The sequence below is a fragment of the Magnetospirillum sp. WYHS-4 genome (assembly GCA_039908345.1).
Classification (GTDB): domain Bacteria; phylum Pseudomonadota; class Alphaproteobacteria; order Rhodospirillales; family GLO-3; genus JAMOBD01.
The window spans coordinates 1-15,390 of the sequence record JAMOBD010000029.1 but is presented as its reverse complement, the minus strand read 5'-3'; the positions used below and the strand labels follow the sequence as shown (position 1 = coordinate 15,390).

General features: G+C 66.0%; 14 protein-coding genes. 9 read left to right on the top strand and 5 right to left on the bottom strand.

The features are described from left to right. Positions 1-39: 39 nt before the first annotated feature. Positions 40-582: a YdcF family protein gene (locus H7841_09830; GenBank protein ID MEO5337179.1), complete on the bottom strand. Its 543-nt coding sequence runs from the start codon at positions 580-582 to the stop codon at positions 40-42. 66 nt (positions 583-648) lie between these two features. Between H7841_09830 and H7841_09825 the strand changes: the two genes are divergently transcribed. Further along, a complete protein-coding gene (locus tag H7841_09825) occupies positions 649-1,338 on the top strand; it encodes a FecR family protein (protein ID MEO5337178.1) in 690 nt (229 codons plus the stop codon). On the opposite strand, the gene H7841_09820 is transcribed toward H7841_09825, so the two are convergent. Next, positions 1,335-1,937: a class I SAM-dependent methyltransferase gene (locus tag H7841_09820; GenBank protein MEO5337177.1), complete on the bottom strand. Its 603-nt coding sequence runs from the start codon at positions 1,935-1,937 to the stop codon at positions 1,335-1,337. The two genes, H7841_09825 and H7841_09820, sit on opposite strands and share 4 nt — an antisense overlap. A gap of 2 nt (positions 1,938-1,939) precedes the next feature. Then, a complete protein-coding gene (locus H7841_09815; GenBank protein ID MEO5337176.1) occupies positions 1,940-2,731 on the bottom strand; it encodes an Hpt domain-containing protein in 792 nt (263 codons plus the stop codon). Between the two features lie 86 nt (positions 2,732-2,817). Between H7841_09815 and H7841_09810 the strand changes: the two genes are divergently transcribed. The 6 genes from H7841_09810 (at position 2,818) to rsmD (ending at position 11,417) form a co-directional block, all read left to right on the top strand. Next, a complete protein-coding gene (locus H7841_09810; protein MEO5337175.1) occupies positions 2,818-4,863 on the top strand; it encodes an aminopeptidase P family protein in 2,046 nt (681 codons plus the stop codon). A 93-nt stretch (positions 4,864-4,956) separates the two neighbouring features. Continuing rightward, positions 4,957-5,433, top strand: a complete 477-nt coding sequence (locus H7841_09805) for a MarR family transcriptional regulator (GenBank protein ID MEO5337174.1) — start codon at positions 4,957-4,959, stop codon at positions 5,431-5,433. Between the two features lie 87 nt (positions 5,434-5,520). Next, a complete protein-coding gene (locus tag H7841_09800) occupies positions 5,521-6,723 on the top strand; it encodes a pyridoxal phosphate-dependent aminotransferase (GenBank protein ID MEO5337173.1) in 1,203 nt (400 codons plus the stop codon). A 7-nt stretch (positions 6,724-6,730) separates the two neighbouring features. Beyond that, positions 6,731-9,025: an NADP-dependent malic enzyme gene (locus H7841_09795; GenBank protein ID MEO5337172.1), complete on the top strand. Its 2,295-nt coding sequence runs from the start codon at positions 6,731-6,733 to the stop codon at positions 9,023-9,025. 4 nt (positions 9,026-9,029) lie between these two features. Further along, entirely contained in the window at positions 9,030-10,832 is a 1,803-nt protein-coding gene (locus H7841_09790; GenBank protein ID MEO5337171.1) for a CHASE domain-containing protein, read from the top strand. Positions 10,833-10,841: 9 nt separating this feature from the next. After that, complete coding sequence (rsmD, locus tag H7841_09785) at positions 10,842-11,417, top strand: 16S rRNA (guanine(966)-N(2))-methyltransferase RsmD (GenBank protein ID MEO5337170.1); 576 nt, start codon at positions 10,842-10,844, stop codon at positions 11,415-11,417. A 96-nt stretch (positions 11,418-11,513) separates the two neighbouring features. On the opposite strand, the gene H7841_09780 is transcribed toward rsmD, so the two are convergent. Both H7841_09780 and H7841_09775 read right to left on the bottom strand, forming a co-directional pair. Further along, positions 11,514-12,701 carry a class I SAM-dependent rRNA methyltransferase gene (locus H7841_09780; protein MEO5337169.1) on the bottom strand — a complete coding sequence of 396 codons (1,188 nt, stop codon included), beginning with the start codon at positions 12,699-12,701 and terminating at the stop codon, positions 11,514-11,516. A gap of 7 nt (positions 12,702-12,708) precedes the next feature. Further along, positions 12,709-13,605, bottom strand: coding sequence for an AEC family transporter (locus tag H7841_09775; protein MEO5337168.1), 897 nt, complete (start codon positions 13,603-13,605; stop codon positions 12,709-12,711). Between the two features lie 191 nt (positions 13,606-13,796). Here H7841_09775 and H7841_09770 point away from each other — a divergent pair, with 191 nt between their 5' ends. Both H7841_09770 and H7841_09765 read left to right on the top strand, forming a co-directional pair. After that, positions 13,797-14,885, top strand: a complete 1,089-nt coding sequence (locus tag H7841_09770; protein MEO5337167.1) for a nucleoside 2-deoxyribosyltransferase — start codon at positions 13,797-13,799, stop codon at positions 14,883-14,885. Positions 14,886-14,978: 93 nt separating this feature from the next. Beyond that, positions 14,979-15,311: a hypothetical protein gene (locus tag H7841_09765; protein ID MEO5337166.1), complete on the top strand. Its 333-nt coding sequence runs from the start codon at positions 14,979-14,981 to the stop codon at positions 15,309-15,311. The last annotated feature ends 79 nt before the right edge of the window (positions 15,312-15,390 follow it).

Below are 15,390 nucleotides of genomic sequence, written 5' to 3'. Positions count from 1 at the left end.
TACACTAGCGACGAGGAGAATGCCGCGGTGTGATGGCCATCACATCGGACGGCGAAAGCGCCGTCGGGCCGCCGCGATGCCCGCCCGGTCCCGGCCCATGGCGAACAGGGTCGCGGAACGAGCCAGAGCCGCCACTTCCCGCAGGCAGGCGACGGCCCAACGCCAGCGGGACTCGCCGCCCCGGCCCTCCACGCGGCAACCTACCGCCGGAATTCCCAGGCGGCGGAAGACGAACAGGGCGCGGGGCATGTGGAAGGAATCGGTGACCACGACGGCACGGCGCCAGGCCCGTTCCTCCATCATCAGCCGGCAATGGAGGGCGTTTTCGAAGGTATTGGCCGACCGCGGTTCCTGGACGATGTTGCCGGCCGGGACGCCCTGGGCCAGAGCCAGGGCTGCCATGGCTTCCGCTTCCGGCCTCGCATGGCGGACGGCGCCGCCGCTGAGCAATAGATGGGGGGCCAAGCCCTCGCGGAAGGCGCGGACGCCCCGCGCCACCCGGCGTTCCAGGGCCGGGCTGGGGCTGCCGTCGGGGCGCAACGCGGCGCCCAGCACGATAATCACGTCGGCGGAAGAAGCCATGAACCGTTGATAGCCCTCGCGCAGCCGTGATTCAAGAGAGCCGCCCGCTCTGCTATCATGCGCCGCATGACGCGCCTCGCCTCGATCCTTCTGTTGCTTGTCGCGGCTCTGCCGACCTGGGCGGGCGAGGCCGGAACCGTGACCCGCCTGCGGGGCGGTGCCGAAGCCGTGACGGCCGGCGTTTCCCGGTCCCTGGAAGTCGGCATGGCGATCCGGGAAGGCGATCTGCTGCGTACGGCCCCGGACGGCCGCCTGGAAGTCGGCTTCGTCGACGGCACCTTGCTCACCCTGGGCGGCGCGGCGGCCCTGACGGTGGACGCGATGGTCTACGATTCGGCGGCCGGCACGGGCAAGGCCCTGCTGGGCGCGGCGGAGGGAGCCTTCCTTATCGCTACCGGCGCCATCGCCAAGCTGGAGAATCGTCCCTTTGCCGTCCGCACGCCCTTCGCCAGCATCGGCATCCGCGGCACCCGGTTCTGGGGCGGCCCGCTGGCCGGCATCGGTCCGCCCGCCGCCGGCGGCGAGGTCAATCCGATGACCTACGAACCCCTGCCGGCTTTCCGCCGGGTTGAGGAAAAAGGCTTCGCGGTCCTATTGATCGAGGGGCTGGTCTCGGTGATCAACGATGTCGGCACCGCCGACTTGCAGCCCGGCCAAGGCACCACCATCGCCGCCCCCGACGCGCCGCCCTCCGCCCCATCCCTTTGGCCCGAGGACCGGGTCCGCCGCGCCTTCGCGACGGTGGAGTTCCGCTAATCCCTGCGCCTGGCCAGCAGCCGGGTCACCGCCGCCATGCCCGGCCGGTGGCTGTCGAGACGCATGTCGGAGAAGACCTCGCATTCTTCCAAATGGAGGATTTCCGCCCCGGCGAAGTCGCCGCGGAGCAGGTCGGCCGAATATAGGCGTTCGGGGTCGGGCGGGCCGCCGGTGCCGCGCCCGGCCTGGCTGGGATGGAAGGCCACCAGCACCAGCAGTCCGCCGGGCACCAGGGCTTCCAGCATGGCCCGGTGCAGGCGCGGCCGGTCCAACGGTCCCAGGTGGAAATAGACGTCGGCCACCAGGTCGAAGGCCCGGCGGGGCCAGTCCCAATGCAGCAGATCGGTACAGAGGGCGTCAATGCCGACCCCTCGCGCCGCGGCCAGGGCCTCGGCCTTCCTCAGGGCGTTGGGAGAGGCATCCGCCGACAGCACGTGCAATCCCCGGCCGGCCAGCCAAACGCCGTTGCGGCCCTCGCCGTCGGCCACGGCCAGGGCCCGGCCGCCAGGCTTCAGCCTGTCCGCCTGTGCGACCAGGAAGGGATCGGGTTCGGTGCCGAAAATATAATCCGCGGTCGAGAACTTCTCGTCCCAGCCCATGGTCAGATGAGGAACAGGCTGTCGAGGGCCTTGAACAAGTCGTCGCCGAACGACGGACCCTTCTGGATGACGGGAATGTGCTTGGGCACCATGGCCAAGTGCTCATCTCCGGGGTCCAGGCTGGTGATGACCGCCAGGGGGATGTTGCGGGTAGCCGGCATGGCCGCCAGGCCGATGGCCAAGTCGATGCCGTCCAGTTCCGGCATGATGGCCGAGACCACCACGAGGTCCGGCTTGGTGCGCACGATCAGCGGAAAGGCCTCGAAGACCGTGGTCACCGTATTGACCCGGTAGCCGCACTGCTGCAATTCGCGCTCGACGAAATGGGTGGCGGTGCCGTGCAGCATCACCAGCATGACTTCGATGTTGCGCACCTCGATCTCGGCGGCGCTGATACCGATCTTGCTGGGCAGATCGCGCACCACCTGGGAGGCATCGCTGTCCGGGGCGAGGCGTCCCTCCAGCACATCGTCCAGACGGTCGATGAAGACCTGCAGGTCGTCCAGGGCACGGGGCGGCAGTTCGCGGGCGTTGGCGAGATAATCCTCCAGCCGGTAGGCCAGGGTGCCGATCAGGCGCAGCCCCACGTTGGCCGCCTGGGACCGGAACGCCAGGGCCGTCTTGCGAAAGACGGCCGTCAGTTCGGCGGGGTCCTTCCGTCCGTTGCGGACGGCGTCGAGGGCGACATCCAGCGCCCCGACACGCTCGCGCGCCTCGTCGATGAATTCCTGCCGCAACTCGCCGGCCACAGCCTCCACCCCCGAGGCGTAGACGCCGTTCAGGTCGTTGGCCATTTCCCTAGCCCTCCACCCACTATTCTGTCCGCAACCGGCGGCCGGCGCAATGGCGTTCGACGCCAAGGGAGTCTATATAAGAGGGCATGAACGATGGTGGGCACGATGGCGGCGGCGATCTGGAACGGCTTCTCGCGGAGGCCGGTTCCCCCTATTCCCCTGCCGGGGTGCGCGACATTGTCCGGGGCGTGCTGGCGGCTTCCACGGGCCGCGACGGCGATGCCTGGACGTCGCTGATCGCCGCCGGCTCCCACCCCGATCTGGAACAGCACCTCCTTACCCTCAAGGAGGATATGGCGGCCGGCTGGCGGGACGGACTGGCCGAGGGCGACCGCCATACCCGTCTGGTGGTTCTGCGCACCCACCTGGAAGCGCGCGGCCTGCATGGCTTCATCGTGCCGCGTGCCGACGAGCACCAGGGCGAGTACGTCCCGCGCCGTTCCGAGCGCTTGGCCTGGCTGACCGGCTTCACCGGCTCGGCCGGGGTGGCGGTGGTGCTGCGCGATCGCGCCGCCCTGTTCGTCGATGGTCGCTACACGCTGCAGGCCGCCGCCGAGGTGGACGGCGACGACTGGCGTATTCTGCATTTGACCGACCAGCCACCCGACCAATGGCTCGCCGAGGTGCTGGATCGCGACCACCGGGGCGGCCCGGCCGCGCCGCGCCTGGGCTACGATCCCTGGCTGCACACGCCTGAACAGGTGGAACGCTACAAGGCAGCCTGCGAAAAGGCCGGGGGGCGGCTGGTGCCCCTGGACGACAATCCCATCGATGCCATCTGGCGCGACCAGCCGCCGCCGCCCCTGGCTCCCGTGGTACCCCACCCGCCGGTCTTCGCCGGCCGCGACGCCGCGGACAAGTTGCTGGAGCTGGCTTCGGTTCTCGGCACGGAGCGTCAGGACGCGGTGGTGTTGACCGCATCCGATTCCATCGCCTGGCTGTTCAACATCCGGGGCGGCGACGTGCCTCATGCCCCGTTGCCGCTCGGCTTCGCCATCGTCATGGCCGACGCCTCGGCCCGCCTGTTCATGGACCCGCGCAAGCTCACGCCCGCCGTGCGTCGCCACCTGGACCCCATCGCCACCCTCGAGCCGGTGCGCGCCCTGGCCACCGGCCTGGCCCGCCTGGGGCTGGAAAAGCGGCGAGTGCGGCTGGACAACGCCTCTGCCAACGCCTGGATCGCCGACCGGTTGCTGGCCTCGGGGGCGGCCGTGGTCCATGGCTCCGATCCCTGCGCCCTGCCCAAGGCCCGCAAGAATCCGGCCGAACTTAAGGGCATTCGCGCCGCCCATCGACGCGACGGGGTGGCTTTGGTGCGCTTCCTCGCCTGGCTGGCCCGCGAGGCCCCCAAGGGCGAAATCACCGAAATGGCCGCCGCCCGGCACCTGGAATCCCTGCGTAGCGCCGACGGCAGCTTCCGCGGCCCCAGCTTTCCGACCATCGCCGGGGCGGGGCCAAACGGCGCCATCGTGCATTATCGTGCCACCGAGAAGACCGACCGCCTCCTTGAGCCAGGCGGCCTGTTCCTGGTGGATTCGGGCGGCCAGTATCCCGACGGCACCACCGACGTGACCCGCACGGTAGCCATCGGGACTCCGACCGACGCCATGCGCGACCATTTCACGCGGGTGTTGCGGGGCCATATCGCCCTGGCATCGGCCCGCTTTCCCAAAGGCACGGCGGGATCGCAACTGGACGCCCTGGCACGCCGCCCCTTGTGGGAAGCGGGTCTGGACTACGACCACGGGACCGGCCACGGTGTCGGCTGCTACCTGTCGGTCCACGAGGGACCGCAGCGCATCTCCAAGCTGCCCAACCGGGTGCCGCTGGAACCCGGCATGGTGCTGTCCGACGAGCCCGGCTACTACAAGGCCGGGGCTTATGGTATTCGGATCGAGAACCTGATGGTCGTCAAGGCGCTGGGCGTTCCCGCCGATGGCGAGCGGGAAATGCTGGGCTTCGAGATCCTGACCCTGGCTCCCGTCGATCGCGCCGCGATCGCCAAGTCTCTCATGAGCGCCGACGAGATCCTTTGGCTGGACGCCTACCACGCGCGGGTCCGCGAGACTCTCGGGCCCCTGCTGGACGCCGAGGCGGCACGGTGGCTGGAGCAAGCGACCCTTCCCCTGTAAAACCGCCTTCTATGACGTTAGTCGTGTGGACGGCCGCCGCAATCATCCTTATTCTCATTTCCGCGTCGCGTCATTACTTCAAGGGGGTCAGCCGTGTCCCGCCGGACCAATCATCCGCCGCCGTCCGATTTGCTGGCGGGCGGCATCGACTACGATATTCTTCCCGATCTGTTGGGATTCCATCTGCGACGGGCCCAGATCTCGGTATTCAGCCGCTTCGGCCGCGTCATCGCCCGCGATGGCATCACGCCGGGCCAGTTCGGCATCCTGGCGGTCATCGGCGGCAACGACAGCCTCACCCAGTCGGCCCTGTCCAAGGCCATGGGGGTGGAACGGTCGACCATGGTGGCGGTCATCGATTCGCTGGAGGGAAAGGGGCTGGTGGAACGTCGCCCGTCGCCCGACGACCGCCGGTCCTATGCCCTGGCTCTTACCGATGACGGCAAGACCCTGCTGGCCCGCCTGAAGCGCAAGGTGCGCGACCACGAACGACGGGTCATGGAGGATTTCACGGAAGAAGAACGGCGCCAACTGGTCGACCTGCTGCGCCGCGTCTGGGCCGGGTGGTGACGATCGCCCCTTACCCTCTTGATGGGGGGAGACGCGAGGCGTAGTCTCCCGTCCTTCTTGTTCCCACCTAGGTATGGGCCTCACGCCATGTCGTTTCTCGCCTCGCGCCTCGGGCGCATCAAGCCGTCCCCCACCCTGGCCGTCACCGGCAAGGCCGCCGAACTGAAAGCCGCCGGCCGCGACGTCATCGGCCTGGGCGCCGGCGAGCCGGACTTCCCGACCCCCAAGCACGTCTGCGAGGCCGCCAAGGCGGCCATGGACAAGGGCGAGACCAAATACACGGCGGTGGCCGGCACCATGGCGCTACGCAAGGCGATCGCCGCCAAGTTCAAGCGCGAGAACGGCCTGGACTACTCGCCCGAGCAGATCAGCGTCGGCTGCGGCGGCAAGCAGACCATCTACAACGCCCTGATGGCGACCCTGAATCCGGGCGACGAGGTGGTGATCCCGGCGCCCTACTGGGTGTCCTATCCGGACATCACGCTGCTGGCCGAAGGCACGCCGACGATCGTCGAATGCCCGGAAGCCAACGGCTTCAAGCTGAAGCCCGCCGACCTGGAAAAGGCCATCACGGCGAAGACCAAGTGGCTGATCCTCAATTCGCCCTCCAACCCCACGGGCGCGGCCTACACCAAGGCCGAACTGAAGGCCATCGCCGACGTCCTGATGAAGCATCCCCATGTCTGGGTGATGACCGACGACATCTACGAGCACGTGGTCTACGACGGCTTCGAGTTCGCCACCATCGCCCAGGTGGAACCCGGCCTCTACGACCGCACGCTCACCCTGAACGGCGTCTCGAAGGCCTATTGCATGACCGGCTGGCGCGTCGGCTACGCGGCCGGCCCCAAGCCGCTCATCAAGGCGATGAACGATATCCAGTCGCAGAGCACCACCCATACCGCCTCCATCTCGCAGGCGGCGGCGGTGGCGGCCCTGGAAGGCCCGCAGGACTTCATTCCCGAGCACAACGCCACCTTCAAGGAACGCCGCGACCTGGTGGCCCGCATGCTGAACGACACGCCGGGCCTTACGTGCCACGTGCCGGAAGGCGCCTTCTACGTCTATCCGTCCTGCGCCGGCGTGATCGGCAAGACCACGCCGGACGGCAAGGTGCTGAAGACCGACGAGGACTTCGTCACCTACCTGCTGGAAGCGGAAGGCGTGGCGGCGGTGCAGGGTGCCGCCTTCGGCCTGTCCCCCTACTTCCGCATTTCCTATGCGACTTCCACCGAGGCGCTGAAGGAAGCCTGTCTGCGCATCCAGAGGGCCTGCAAGGCGCTGAAGTAGGCCCGCCATGACGGGCAAGGACCTCGACCAGCAGGCGCTGCGCTACCACCGGGAACCCCAGCCGGGCAAGCTGACGGTCATGCCGACCAAGCCCTTGGGAAGCCAGCGCGACCTCGCGCTGGCCTATTCCCCCGGGGTGGCGGCGGCCTGCAACGCCATCGTCGCCGATCCCGCCACCGTCGCGGAGATGACCGTCCGCGGCAACCTGGTGGCGGTCGTCACCAACGGCACCGCGGTCCTGGGTCTCGGCAACATCGGGCCCCTGGCCGCCAAGCCGGTGATGGAAGGCAAGGCGGTCCTGTTCAAGAAGTTCGCCGGCATCGACGTCTTCGACATCGAGATCGCGGAAACCGACCCCGGGAAGCTGGCCGACATCGTGGCGGCGCTGGAGCCTACCTTCGGGGCCATCAACCTGGAAGACATCAAGGCTCCGGAATGCTTCGAGGTCGAGGCCGACCTGCGCCGGCGCATGAAGATCCCCGTCTTTCACGACGACCAGCACGGCACCGCCATCGTGGCCGGGGCGGCGCTAATCAGCGCCCTGGAAGTGGTCGGCAAGCGCCTGGACGAGGTGAAGCTGGTGTCGACCGGCGGCGGCGCGGCCGGCATCGCCTGCCTGAACCTGCTGCTCGACATGGGGCTCAGGCGCGAGAACGTGATTCTGGTCGATCACCTGGGCGTGGTCTTCAAGGGCCGCACCGAGCAGATGACCCCGCAGAAGGCCGACTATGCCGTCGACACGCCGGCCCGCAGCCTGGGCGAGGCCATCGACGGCGCCGACGTGTTCCTGGGCCTGTCGGCTCCCGGCATCCTGACCGCCGAGATGGTCAAGCGCATGGCCGGCAAGCCGGTCATCCTGGCGCTTGCCAATCCGACGCCCGAGATCATGCCCGACGTCGCCAAGGCGGCCCGGCCCGACGCGGTGATCGCCACCGGACGGTCCGACTTCCCCAACCAGGTCAACAACGTGCTCTGCTTCCCGTTCATCTTCCGGGGAGCCCTGGACGTGGGCGCCACCACCATCAACGAGGCCATGAAGCAGGCCTGCCTCAAGGCCATCGCCAACTTGGCCAAGGCGGAATCGGTGGAAGCGGTGGCCAAGGCCTACAAGGGCGAGGACCTGACCTTCGGCCCCGATTATCTGATTCCCAAGCCGTTCGATCCGCGTCTGATCGTCGAAATCGCGCCCGCGGTCGCCAAGGCGGCCATGGACAGCGGGGTCGCCACCCGGCCGATCGCCGACTTCGAGGCCTACCGCGAGAAGCTGTCGCGGTTCGTCTTCCGGTCCGGGCTTCTGATGAAGCCGGTCTACGAGCGGGCCCGCAAGGACCCGCGCCGCCTGGTCTATGCGGAAGGGGAAGAACCGCGGGTGCTGCGCGCCGTGCAGATGGCGGTCGACGAGGGCCTGGCCCTGCCGATTCTGGTGGGGCGCCCCGAAGTCATCGAAAAGCGCATCGAGCGCCTGGGGCTGCGCATCCGCCCCGGCCAGGACTTCGAGGTCACCAATCCCGAAGACGATCCGCGCTACGACCAGTACTGGAAGCTCTACCATCGCATCATGGAACGGCGCGGCGTATCGCCCGATCGGGCACGCGAAGTGGTGCGCACCAATTCCACCGTGATCGCCGCCCTGATGGTGGAAAGGGGCGAGGCGGACGCCCTGGTCTGCGGCACCGTGGGCCAGTATCCCCGGCACCTCGCCTACGTGCTGGATGTGATCGGCCGGGCGCCGGGGGTGCAGAAGTGTGCCGCGCTGTCCGCCCTCATCCTGCCCAAGGGGACCTTCTTCTTCTGCGACACCCATGTCAATCCGGACCCGACGGCCGAGGAACTGGTGGAAGCCACCACGCTCGCCGCCGACGTGGTGCGGCGCTTCGGCGTCACGCCCAAGGTGGCCCTGATGTCCTATTCCACCTTCGGCACCGGCGATACCGACAGCCCGCGGAAGGTTCGGGAAGCGGTACGCATCCTGTCCGAGCGGCAGCCGGCCCTGGAAGTGGAAGGCGAGATGAACGCGGATGCGGCACTCAACGAGGACCTGCGCCAGCGCATCTTCCCCTCGTCGCGCCTCAAGGGCCAGGCGAACCTGCTGGTACTGCCCAACCTGGACGCCGCCAACAACGCCTTCAACCTGTTGAAGGTGCTGGGGGACGGCCTAGCCGTGGGGCCGATCCTGATGGGCGCCGCCAAGCCGGTGCACGTGGTGACGCCTTCGGTCACCGCGCGCGGGCTGGTCAACATGACGGCGCTCGCGGTGGTCGACGCCCAGACCCATGCCGCCCGCAACGACCGCGAATGGTAGGAAGATGGGGGAAGACGTCAAGGCCCGTTTCCTGCAGGTATTGCACAATCCGGCCACGGCCTGGGTCATCCTGGTCTGTTCCCTGATTCTGACCGCGGCGGCCTGGCATATCTCGAATCGGTTCGTGCAGGAACGGGCCCGCGACCGCTTCCAGTTCCAGGCCCAGGACATCAAGGCGGGCATCGCGCGCCGGATGCTGGAATACGAAGCGGTCCTGCGGTCTGGCGTCGGGCTGTTCGCGGCTTCCGAGACGGTCGAGCGCGCGGAATGGGGGGCCTTCGTCGAAACGGCAGCCATCGATCGCTATTTTCCCGGCATCCAGGGGATCGGCTACAGTCGGATCGTTCCGCCGGACGCCAAGGCCGCCCATATCGAAGCGGTGCGGGCCGAGGGCTTCCCCAACTACACCATCCGTCCGGACGGCGAGCGGGAGGTCTATACCGCCATCGTTTACCTGGAGCCCTTCGCCGGCCGCAATCTCAGGGCCTTCGGCTACGACATGTTCTCCGAACCGGTGCGCCGCACCGCCATGGAACGGGCCCGCGACACGGGGCAGGCCGCCATGTCGGGCATGGTTACCCTGGTGCAGGAAACCGACCAAGACGTCCAGCGCGGCCTGCTGGTCTACCTGCCGGTCTACCGGGCGGGCATGCCGGCCGGGACGGTCGAGGAACGGCAGGCGGCCCTGGAGGGTTTCGTCTATGCGCCCTTCCGCATCAAGGACCTGATGCGGGGCATCCTGGGGGCCGGCATGACCGATTTGCATTTCGAACTCTACGATGGCACAACGCCGTCCGCCGAGACGCTGCTCTACGATAGCGATCCCGGCGGTCATCGCGATTTTGGCGACCCGGAACAACGGCCGGAATTTACCCAGACATCGGCCATCCAGCACGCGGGTCATGCCTGGACGCTCCATCTCTATACCCAGAAGGGCTTTGTGACCGCCGCCGAAGCCAGCCAGCCTCTGGTGGTCGCGATGGGCGGCGTGCTAATCGACCTTTTGCTGTTCGTCATCATCGCTTCCATCGCCCGCCAACAGCAGCGAGCCGAGGCACTAGCGCTGCGGATGACCGCCGAACTGCGCCACAGTCGGGAAGAACTGGCGGATAAGGCCGAGGCCCTGGCGCGTTCCAACGTGGACCTGCGGCAGTTCGCCTACGTGGCGTCCCACGATCTGCAGACGCCACTGCGCACGGTGACCAACTACCTGCAACTGCTGGACAAGCGCTACAAGGACAAGCTGGACGACAACGCCCACGAGTACATCGGCTTCGCGGTCGAAGGCGCCAAACGCATGTCGGCGCTGATCCGGGACCTGCTGGAATACTCCTGCATCGACGGCAAGGGCGGCGACATGAACCCAGTCTGCCTGGACGACGTGACGCGCCAAGCTCTGGACAATCTGCAGACCGATATCCAGGAGGTCGGCGCCCGGGTGGAAGCCGCCCCCCTGCCCCTGGTGGTCGGCGACGATATCCAGCTGGTCCGCCTGATCCAGAATCTGGTGGGCAACGCCCTGAAATACCGCCACCCGGACCGGTCGCCCGTGGTGCGCTTGGATTCGCGGCGCGAGGGCAACAAGTGGGTGATCTCGATCGCCGACAACGGCATCGGCATCGCGCCCGAATATTTCGAACGCATCTTCCTGATCTTCCAGCGGCTTCATACGGCGGACGAATACGAGGGCACCGGCATCGGCTTGGCGGTCTGCCGGCGCATCGTGGAACGCCACGGCGGCCGCATCTGGGTGGATTCCCTGGCCGGCGAAGGCAGCACCTTTCGCTTCACCCTGCCGGCGGGATAACCGGGAAATATGCGCATCAACGGGGGCAGGCATCGGGGGCGGAAGCTGGCGGCGCCGGAAGGACGCGACACCCGGCCGACGTCGGACCGCACTCGCGAGGCCGTGTTCAACGTCCTGCTGCATGGCATCGAAGGGCTGGATCTGGAAGGCGCGGCGGTGGCCGACCTGTTCGCCGGCACCGGCGCCCTGGGGCTGGAAGCCCTGTCGCGGGGCGCCGTCCGCGCCGTGTTCGTCGACGCCAGCCAGCCGGCCCTGCTCGCCGCCCGGCGCAACGCCGCCGCCCTGGGCGAGGTGAAGAACATCGTCACCTTGAGGCTCGACTGCACCCGGCTGCCGCCGCCCCCGGGCGCGGCGGGGGCGCCGCTGGATCTGGCCTTTCTCGATCCGCCCTACGAATCGGGCCTTGCCCATCCGGCCCTGCAAGGGCTCGCCGCCAAGGGCTGGCTGAAGGACGGGGCGATCTGCGTCGTCGAGGTGGCCGCCCGCGAGCCCTTCGCCCCGCCCAAGGGCTTCGATGCCCTGCAGGAACGGGTCTACGGCAGGGCGCGCGTGATCTTCCTGCGCTTCATACCAACCGGCCAATGACTTGACCGATTGGTACCCTTATTCTTGGCCCTCGCCGGGCGCTCGCTTGGCCGCGGCCTCAATGGCCGCTCGATACCGGCCAACGAGTGGCCGGTATCAATCCAGTTGGAAGACCAGCGCCTTGAGATAGGCGGTCTCCGGCAGGTGGGGATGCACCGGATGATCGGGCGCCGCCCCCGCCTGGCGGATCAGGCGGCCCGACCGGCCGGCCCGGCCGATGCCCGCCGCCGCCTCGTCCAGCAATTCGGCCGGCGCCACGTTGTGGGAACAGGAAGCGAGGAACAAAAAGCCGCCCGGCTCGATGAGCGGCGCCGCCAGGCCCGCCAGCTTGCGATAGCCCTTGAGGCCGGCCTTCAGATCCTTGCGCGACTTGACGAAGGCCGGCGGGTCGCAAGCCACGACGCCGAAACGTTCCCCGGCCGCCGCCAGGCGTTCCAGTTCCCGGTAGGCATCGCCGCGCACCGGCTTGCAGCGTCCGGCGACGCCGTTGGCCTGCGCGGCCCGGCGGACCAGGTCGAGGGCGCCTTCCGAACTGTCGACGATGACGGCCTCGGTGGCTCCGGCCGCCGCCGCCGCGATCCCGAAGCCGCCGCCGTAGCTGTAGACGTCAAGCATGCGCCGCCCCTTGGCCAGGGGGGCGACGAAGGCCCGGTTGTCGCGCTGGTCGAAAAACCAGCCGGTCTTCTGCCCGGCCACGGGATCGGCGAAGAAGACGAGCCCGTTCTCGCGCAATTCCACGGGCCCGGCGACGTCGCCCTTGGCGACCTTGACATAGGCTTCCAGCCCTTCCGCCTGACGGGCCGGGGTGTCGTTGCGCAGCACCACGGCGCGCGGCTTCAACACGGCGTCGACGGCGGCCAGCAGGGACGGCGACAAGGCTTCCATGCCCGCCGTGTTGACCTGCAGGACCGCCACGTCGCCGAAGCGGTCGACGATCAGGCCGGGCAGGCCGTCGGATTCGGCATGGACCAAGCGGTAGAAGGGTTCGTCGTAGAGCCTTTCGCGCAAGGCCAGGGCACGGCGCAGCCGGCCGGCCAGGAAGCCCTCGTCGATGGCGGCATCGGCGTTTTCGGACAGCATCCTGAAGGCGATCAGCACATGGGGATTGAAGGTCCCCACCCCCAAGGGCTTGCCGTCCACCCGGCAAAGCCGGGCCAGGCTGCCCGCCGGCAGCGCCTTGGCGGCGGCGTCCATGCGGATTTCGTTGGAATAGGCCCAGGGATGGCCGTGGCGCAGCCGGCGGTCGGCGCCGGCGTTGAGGAAAAGGCGGGAAAGGTTTGTCATCCCCCGCTTATAGCAGACTGAACAGCACCGGCAAGGTGGCGAAGGACATCATGATGCCCAGCCCCACCATGGCCGCCATCATCTCGGGCGCCAGGCCGGCGGCGATGGCCAGGGCGCCGGCGGTTATCATGGGGGCCATGCCGGCCTCGAAGATGGCGACCCGGGTGGCTTCGCCCGTCACGCCCAGCGCCGTCAGGGCGCCCAGGGCCAGCAGCGGCGCCGCCACCATCTTGATCGCGAGGCCCAGCCCCAGGGGCAGCATCTGCGACTTCGGCACCTTCAGGGTCAACTGGAAGCCGACCGCCACCATCACGACGGGCACCAGGGTGCCGGCGATCCGTTCCAGGGCGGCGGCGACGGGTTCCGGATAGGTCCAGCCGCGCAGCAGGAAGGCGGCGACCATGGCCAGGAAGGGCGGGAAGGTGACGATACGCCAGAGAATCTTTCCCGCGTCGGGTCGCCCCTCGCCGCCGTAGAAGGCGATGACGGTCGCCCCGTAGATGGCCAGGGCGAAGAAGCTGCCCAACTGGTCGTAGAGCACCGCATAGGGCACCCCGGCCTCGCCGAAGAAGGCCTGGACGAAGGGAATTCCCAAGAAGGAGGTATTGCCCAGCGTCGCCCCCAGCAACAGCCCGCCCACCACCTTGCGGTCCCAATGGAACAGCCGCGCCAGCCCCAGGACCGCCAGGGCGGAGACGGCCAGCATGACCCAGGGCAGGGCGATGGGCACCCAAAGATCGGCCGAAACCTCGAGCTTCGGCACCTGCACCAGCACCAGGGCGGGCAGCGAGACGTAGACGACGAACATGTTGAGGCTCTGTCCCGTGGTGGCGGGAAAGGCCGGCAGCCGACGAAGACCGACGCCGACCGCCATCAGGAACAGGACGGGGAGCACGTTTTCCATGGCGGCAGGATAGCCCAGCCGCGGCAATTCCGACAACGGGTACCACCGGGTTTGAATCCCAGACGGGTCCATGCTATATAAAATTGTCAATATGATGGATGATATTTTTTAGTTCTATTGACATTATTTCGTTGTACTAATCGAGGAACGTGAGGAAGATGCTATTGGCATTGGTTTGAATGGAGGGAGCGGTGTCCGAACCAGATCCGAAGCTTTGCTTTGTGATATCGCAGATAGGTTCCGAAGATAGTCCGGAAAGGGAACAGGCAGACGAGGCGTTTCTGTTGATCGAGCGAGCTGTCTCGCAATATAATTTTGAGGTTGTGCGGGCCGACATGGTTCCGGACCCCGGCATGATAACCCGTTCTATAATGGATATGATCAAGCGTGCAGATCTGGTCATCGCCGATCTTACTGGAGCTAATCCGAATGTATATTATGAATTAGCAGCAAGACACGCGATTAGAAAGCCAACAATTCAGGTTGCTTTGAAAGGAACAAAACTGCCATTTGATATAGCATTTATAAAAACAATTGAATATGACACATCATCAATGTCTGCTGGACTTAAATCAATAGAAAGAATTTCATCCGTTGTAAAGCATGTTATAGATAATCCAGTGAGCATCTCAAATCCGGTTTCTGATATAATCGACGGCATTTCTGGTTCAAGTTGCGAGTTATCTTCAGTGTGTGACCAGACATGGATCGCGGAGCTATTCGGTCGCAAGTCTGGCATTACACTATGTGGAACAGCTCTCGACAAATACTGTGGTGAATATATATCCTATAGGTATTCACCGTGGGCGATGTCATCCAGGAGATATAAAAAACCCATATTAGCAAGACACAATGTTATCGAAAATAATGGGAAAAATCTATCGATGACAGAAACAGGAGCAGATGAGGATGCATATTTTGGCAATATAATAGCAATGCAGGATGAAATGTTTTGCATACTATCAACCACCGATATATCTAGCTTCTCTCCAATTCTGCTGTTCAAATCAACACTGCCGCAGGTAGACGTTATATATGGTATTGACGCCTATATGTCATCTGGAGGTGGAAAGGTTATTTGTAGACCATTGGTTCTTGTTAGGATAAATAGCGGAGATTCTTGTAACAGAAGCGGAGGGGCATTCGACCTGAATGAGATCCCAGAAGATGTGGCAGAGCTATTGATTTCCGCTCCTACGGACGAAATGAAGATGATTTTCGAGCACAACGGAATTAATGTTGCAATGTCTTATCTTTGCATACCACGGAATCCAGAATAGAGCGTTATATATCGCAATATCATATCGCACCCAGTTCTGTGGCAACACATTAACTGTACAGAGAGGGTGTACAGAGAGGGTAATCGGCTACCATTGCCGCGCCTGGGGCAGGCCGATCCGGAGATGGCCGATACCTTCCTCCGCCGCCTGACCCGGTGGATGGAACCCGGCTCCCGCGACGCCGTCCTGGGGGGCCCGTTGCCGGAGCCCCGGCCGCTCGGAGTGTTGGCGGAAGCCGCCGGGACGGACGGCGATGGCGATGCCGCCCGCCGGAACCTCCCGTCCGTCACCGAACCGCCCACCACCGAACCCCCCACCGCCGGCTCTCCCGACGCTCCGGCGCCCTCCTCCGACCGGCCCCACGTCCGGGCCGACATCGACGTCTTCCCCAACTTGAACAGTGCCCGAGAAAAAGCTGTTCTGTAACAGACTGTTACGGAGTGGCACGGGTTTGTTAGCACTACATTCCGGGGTGGCGGGGTTTCAGGTGGGGGTTTCGTGGTGG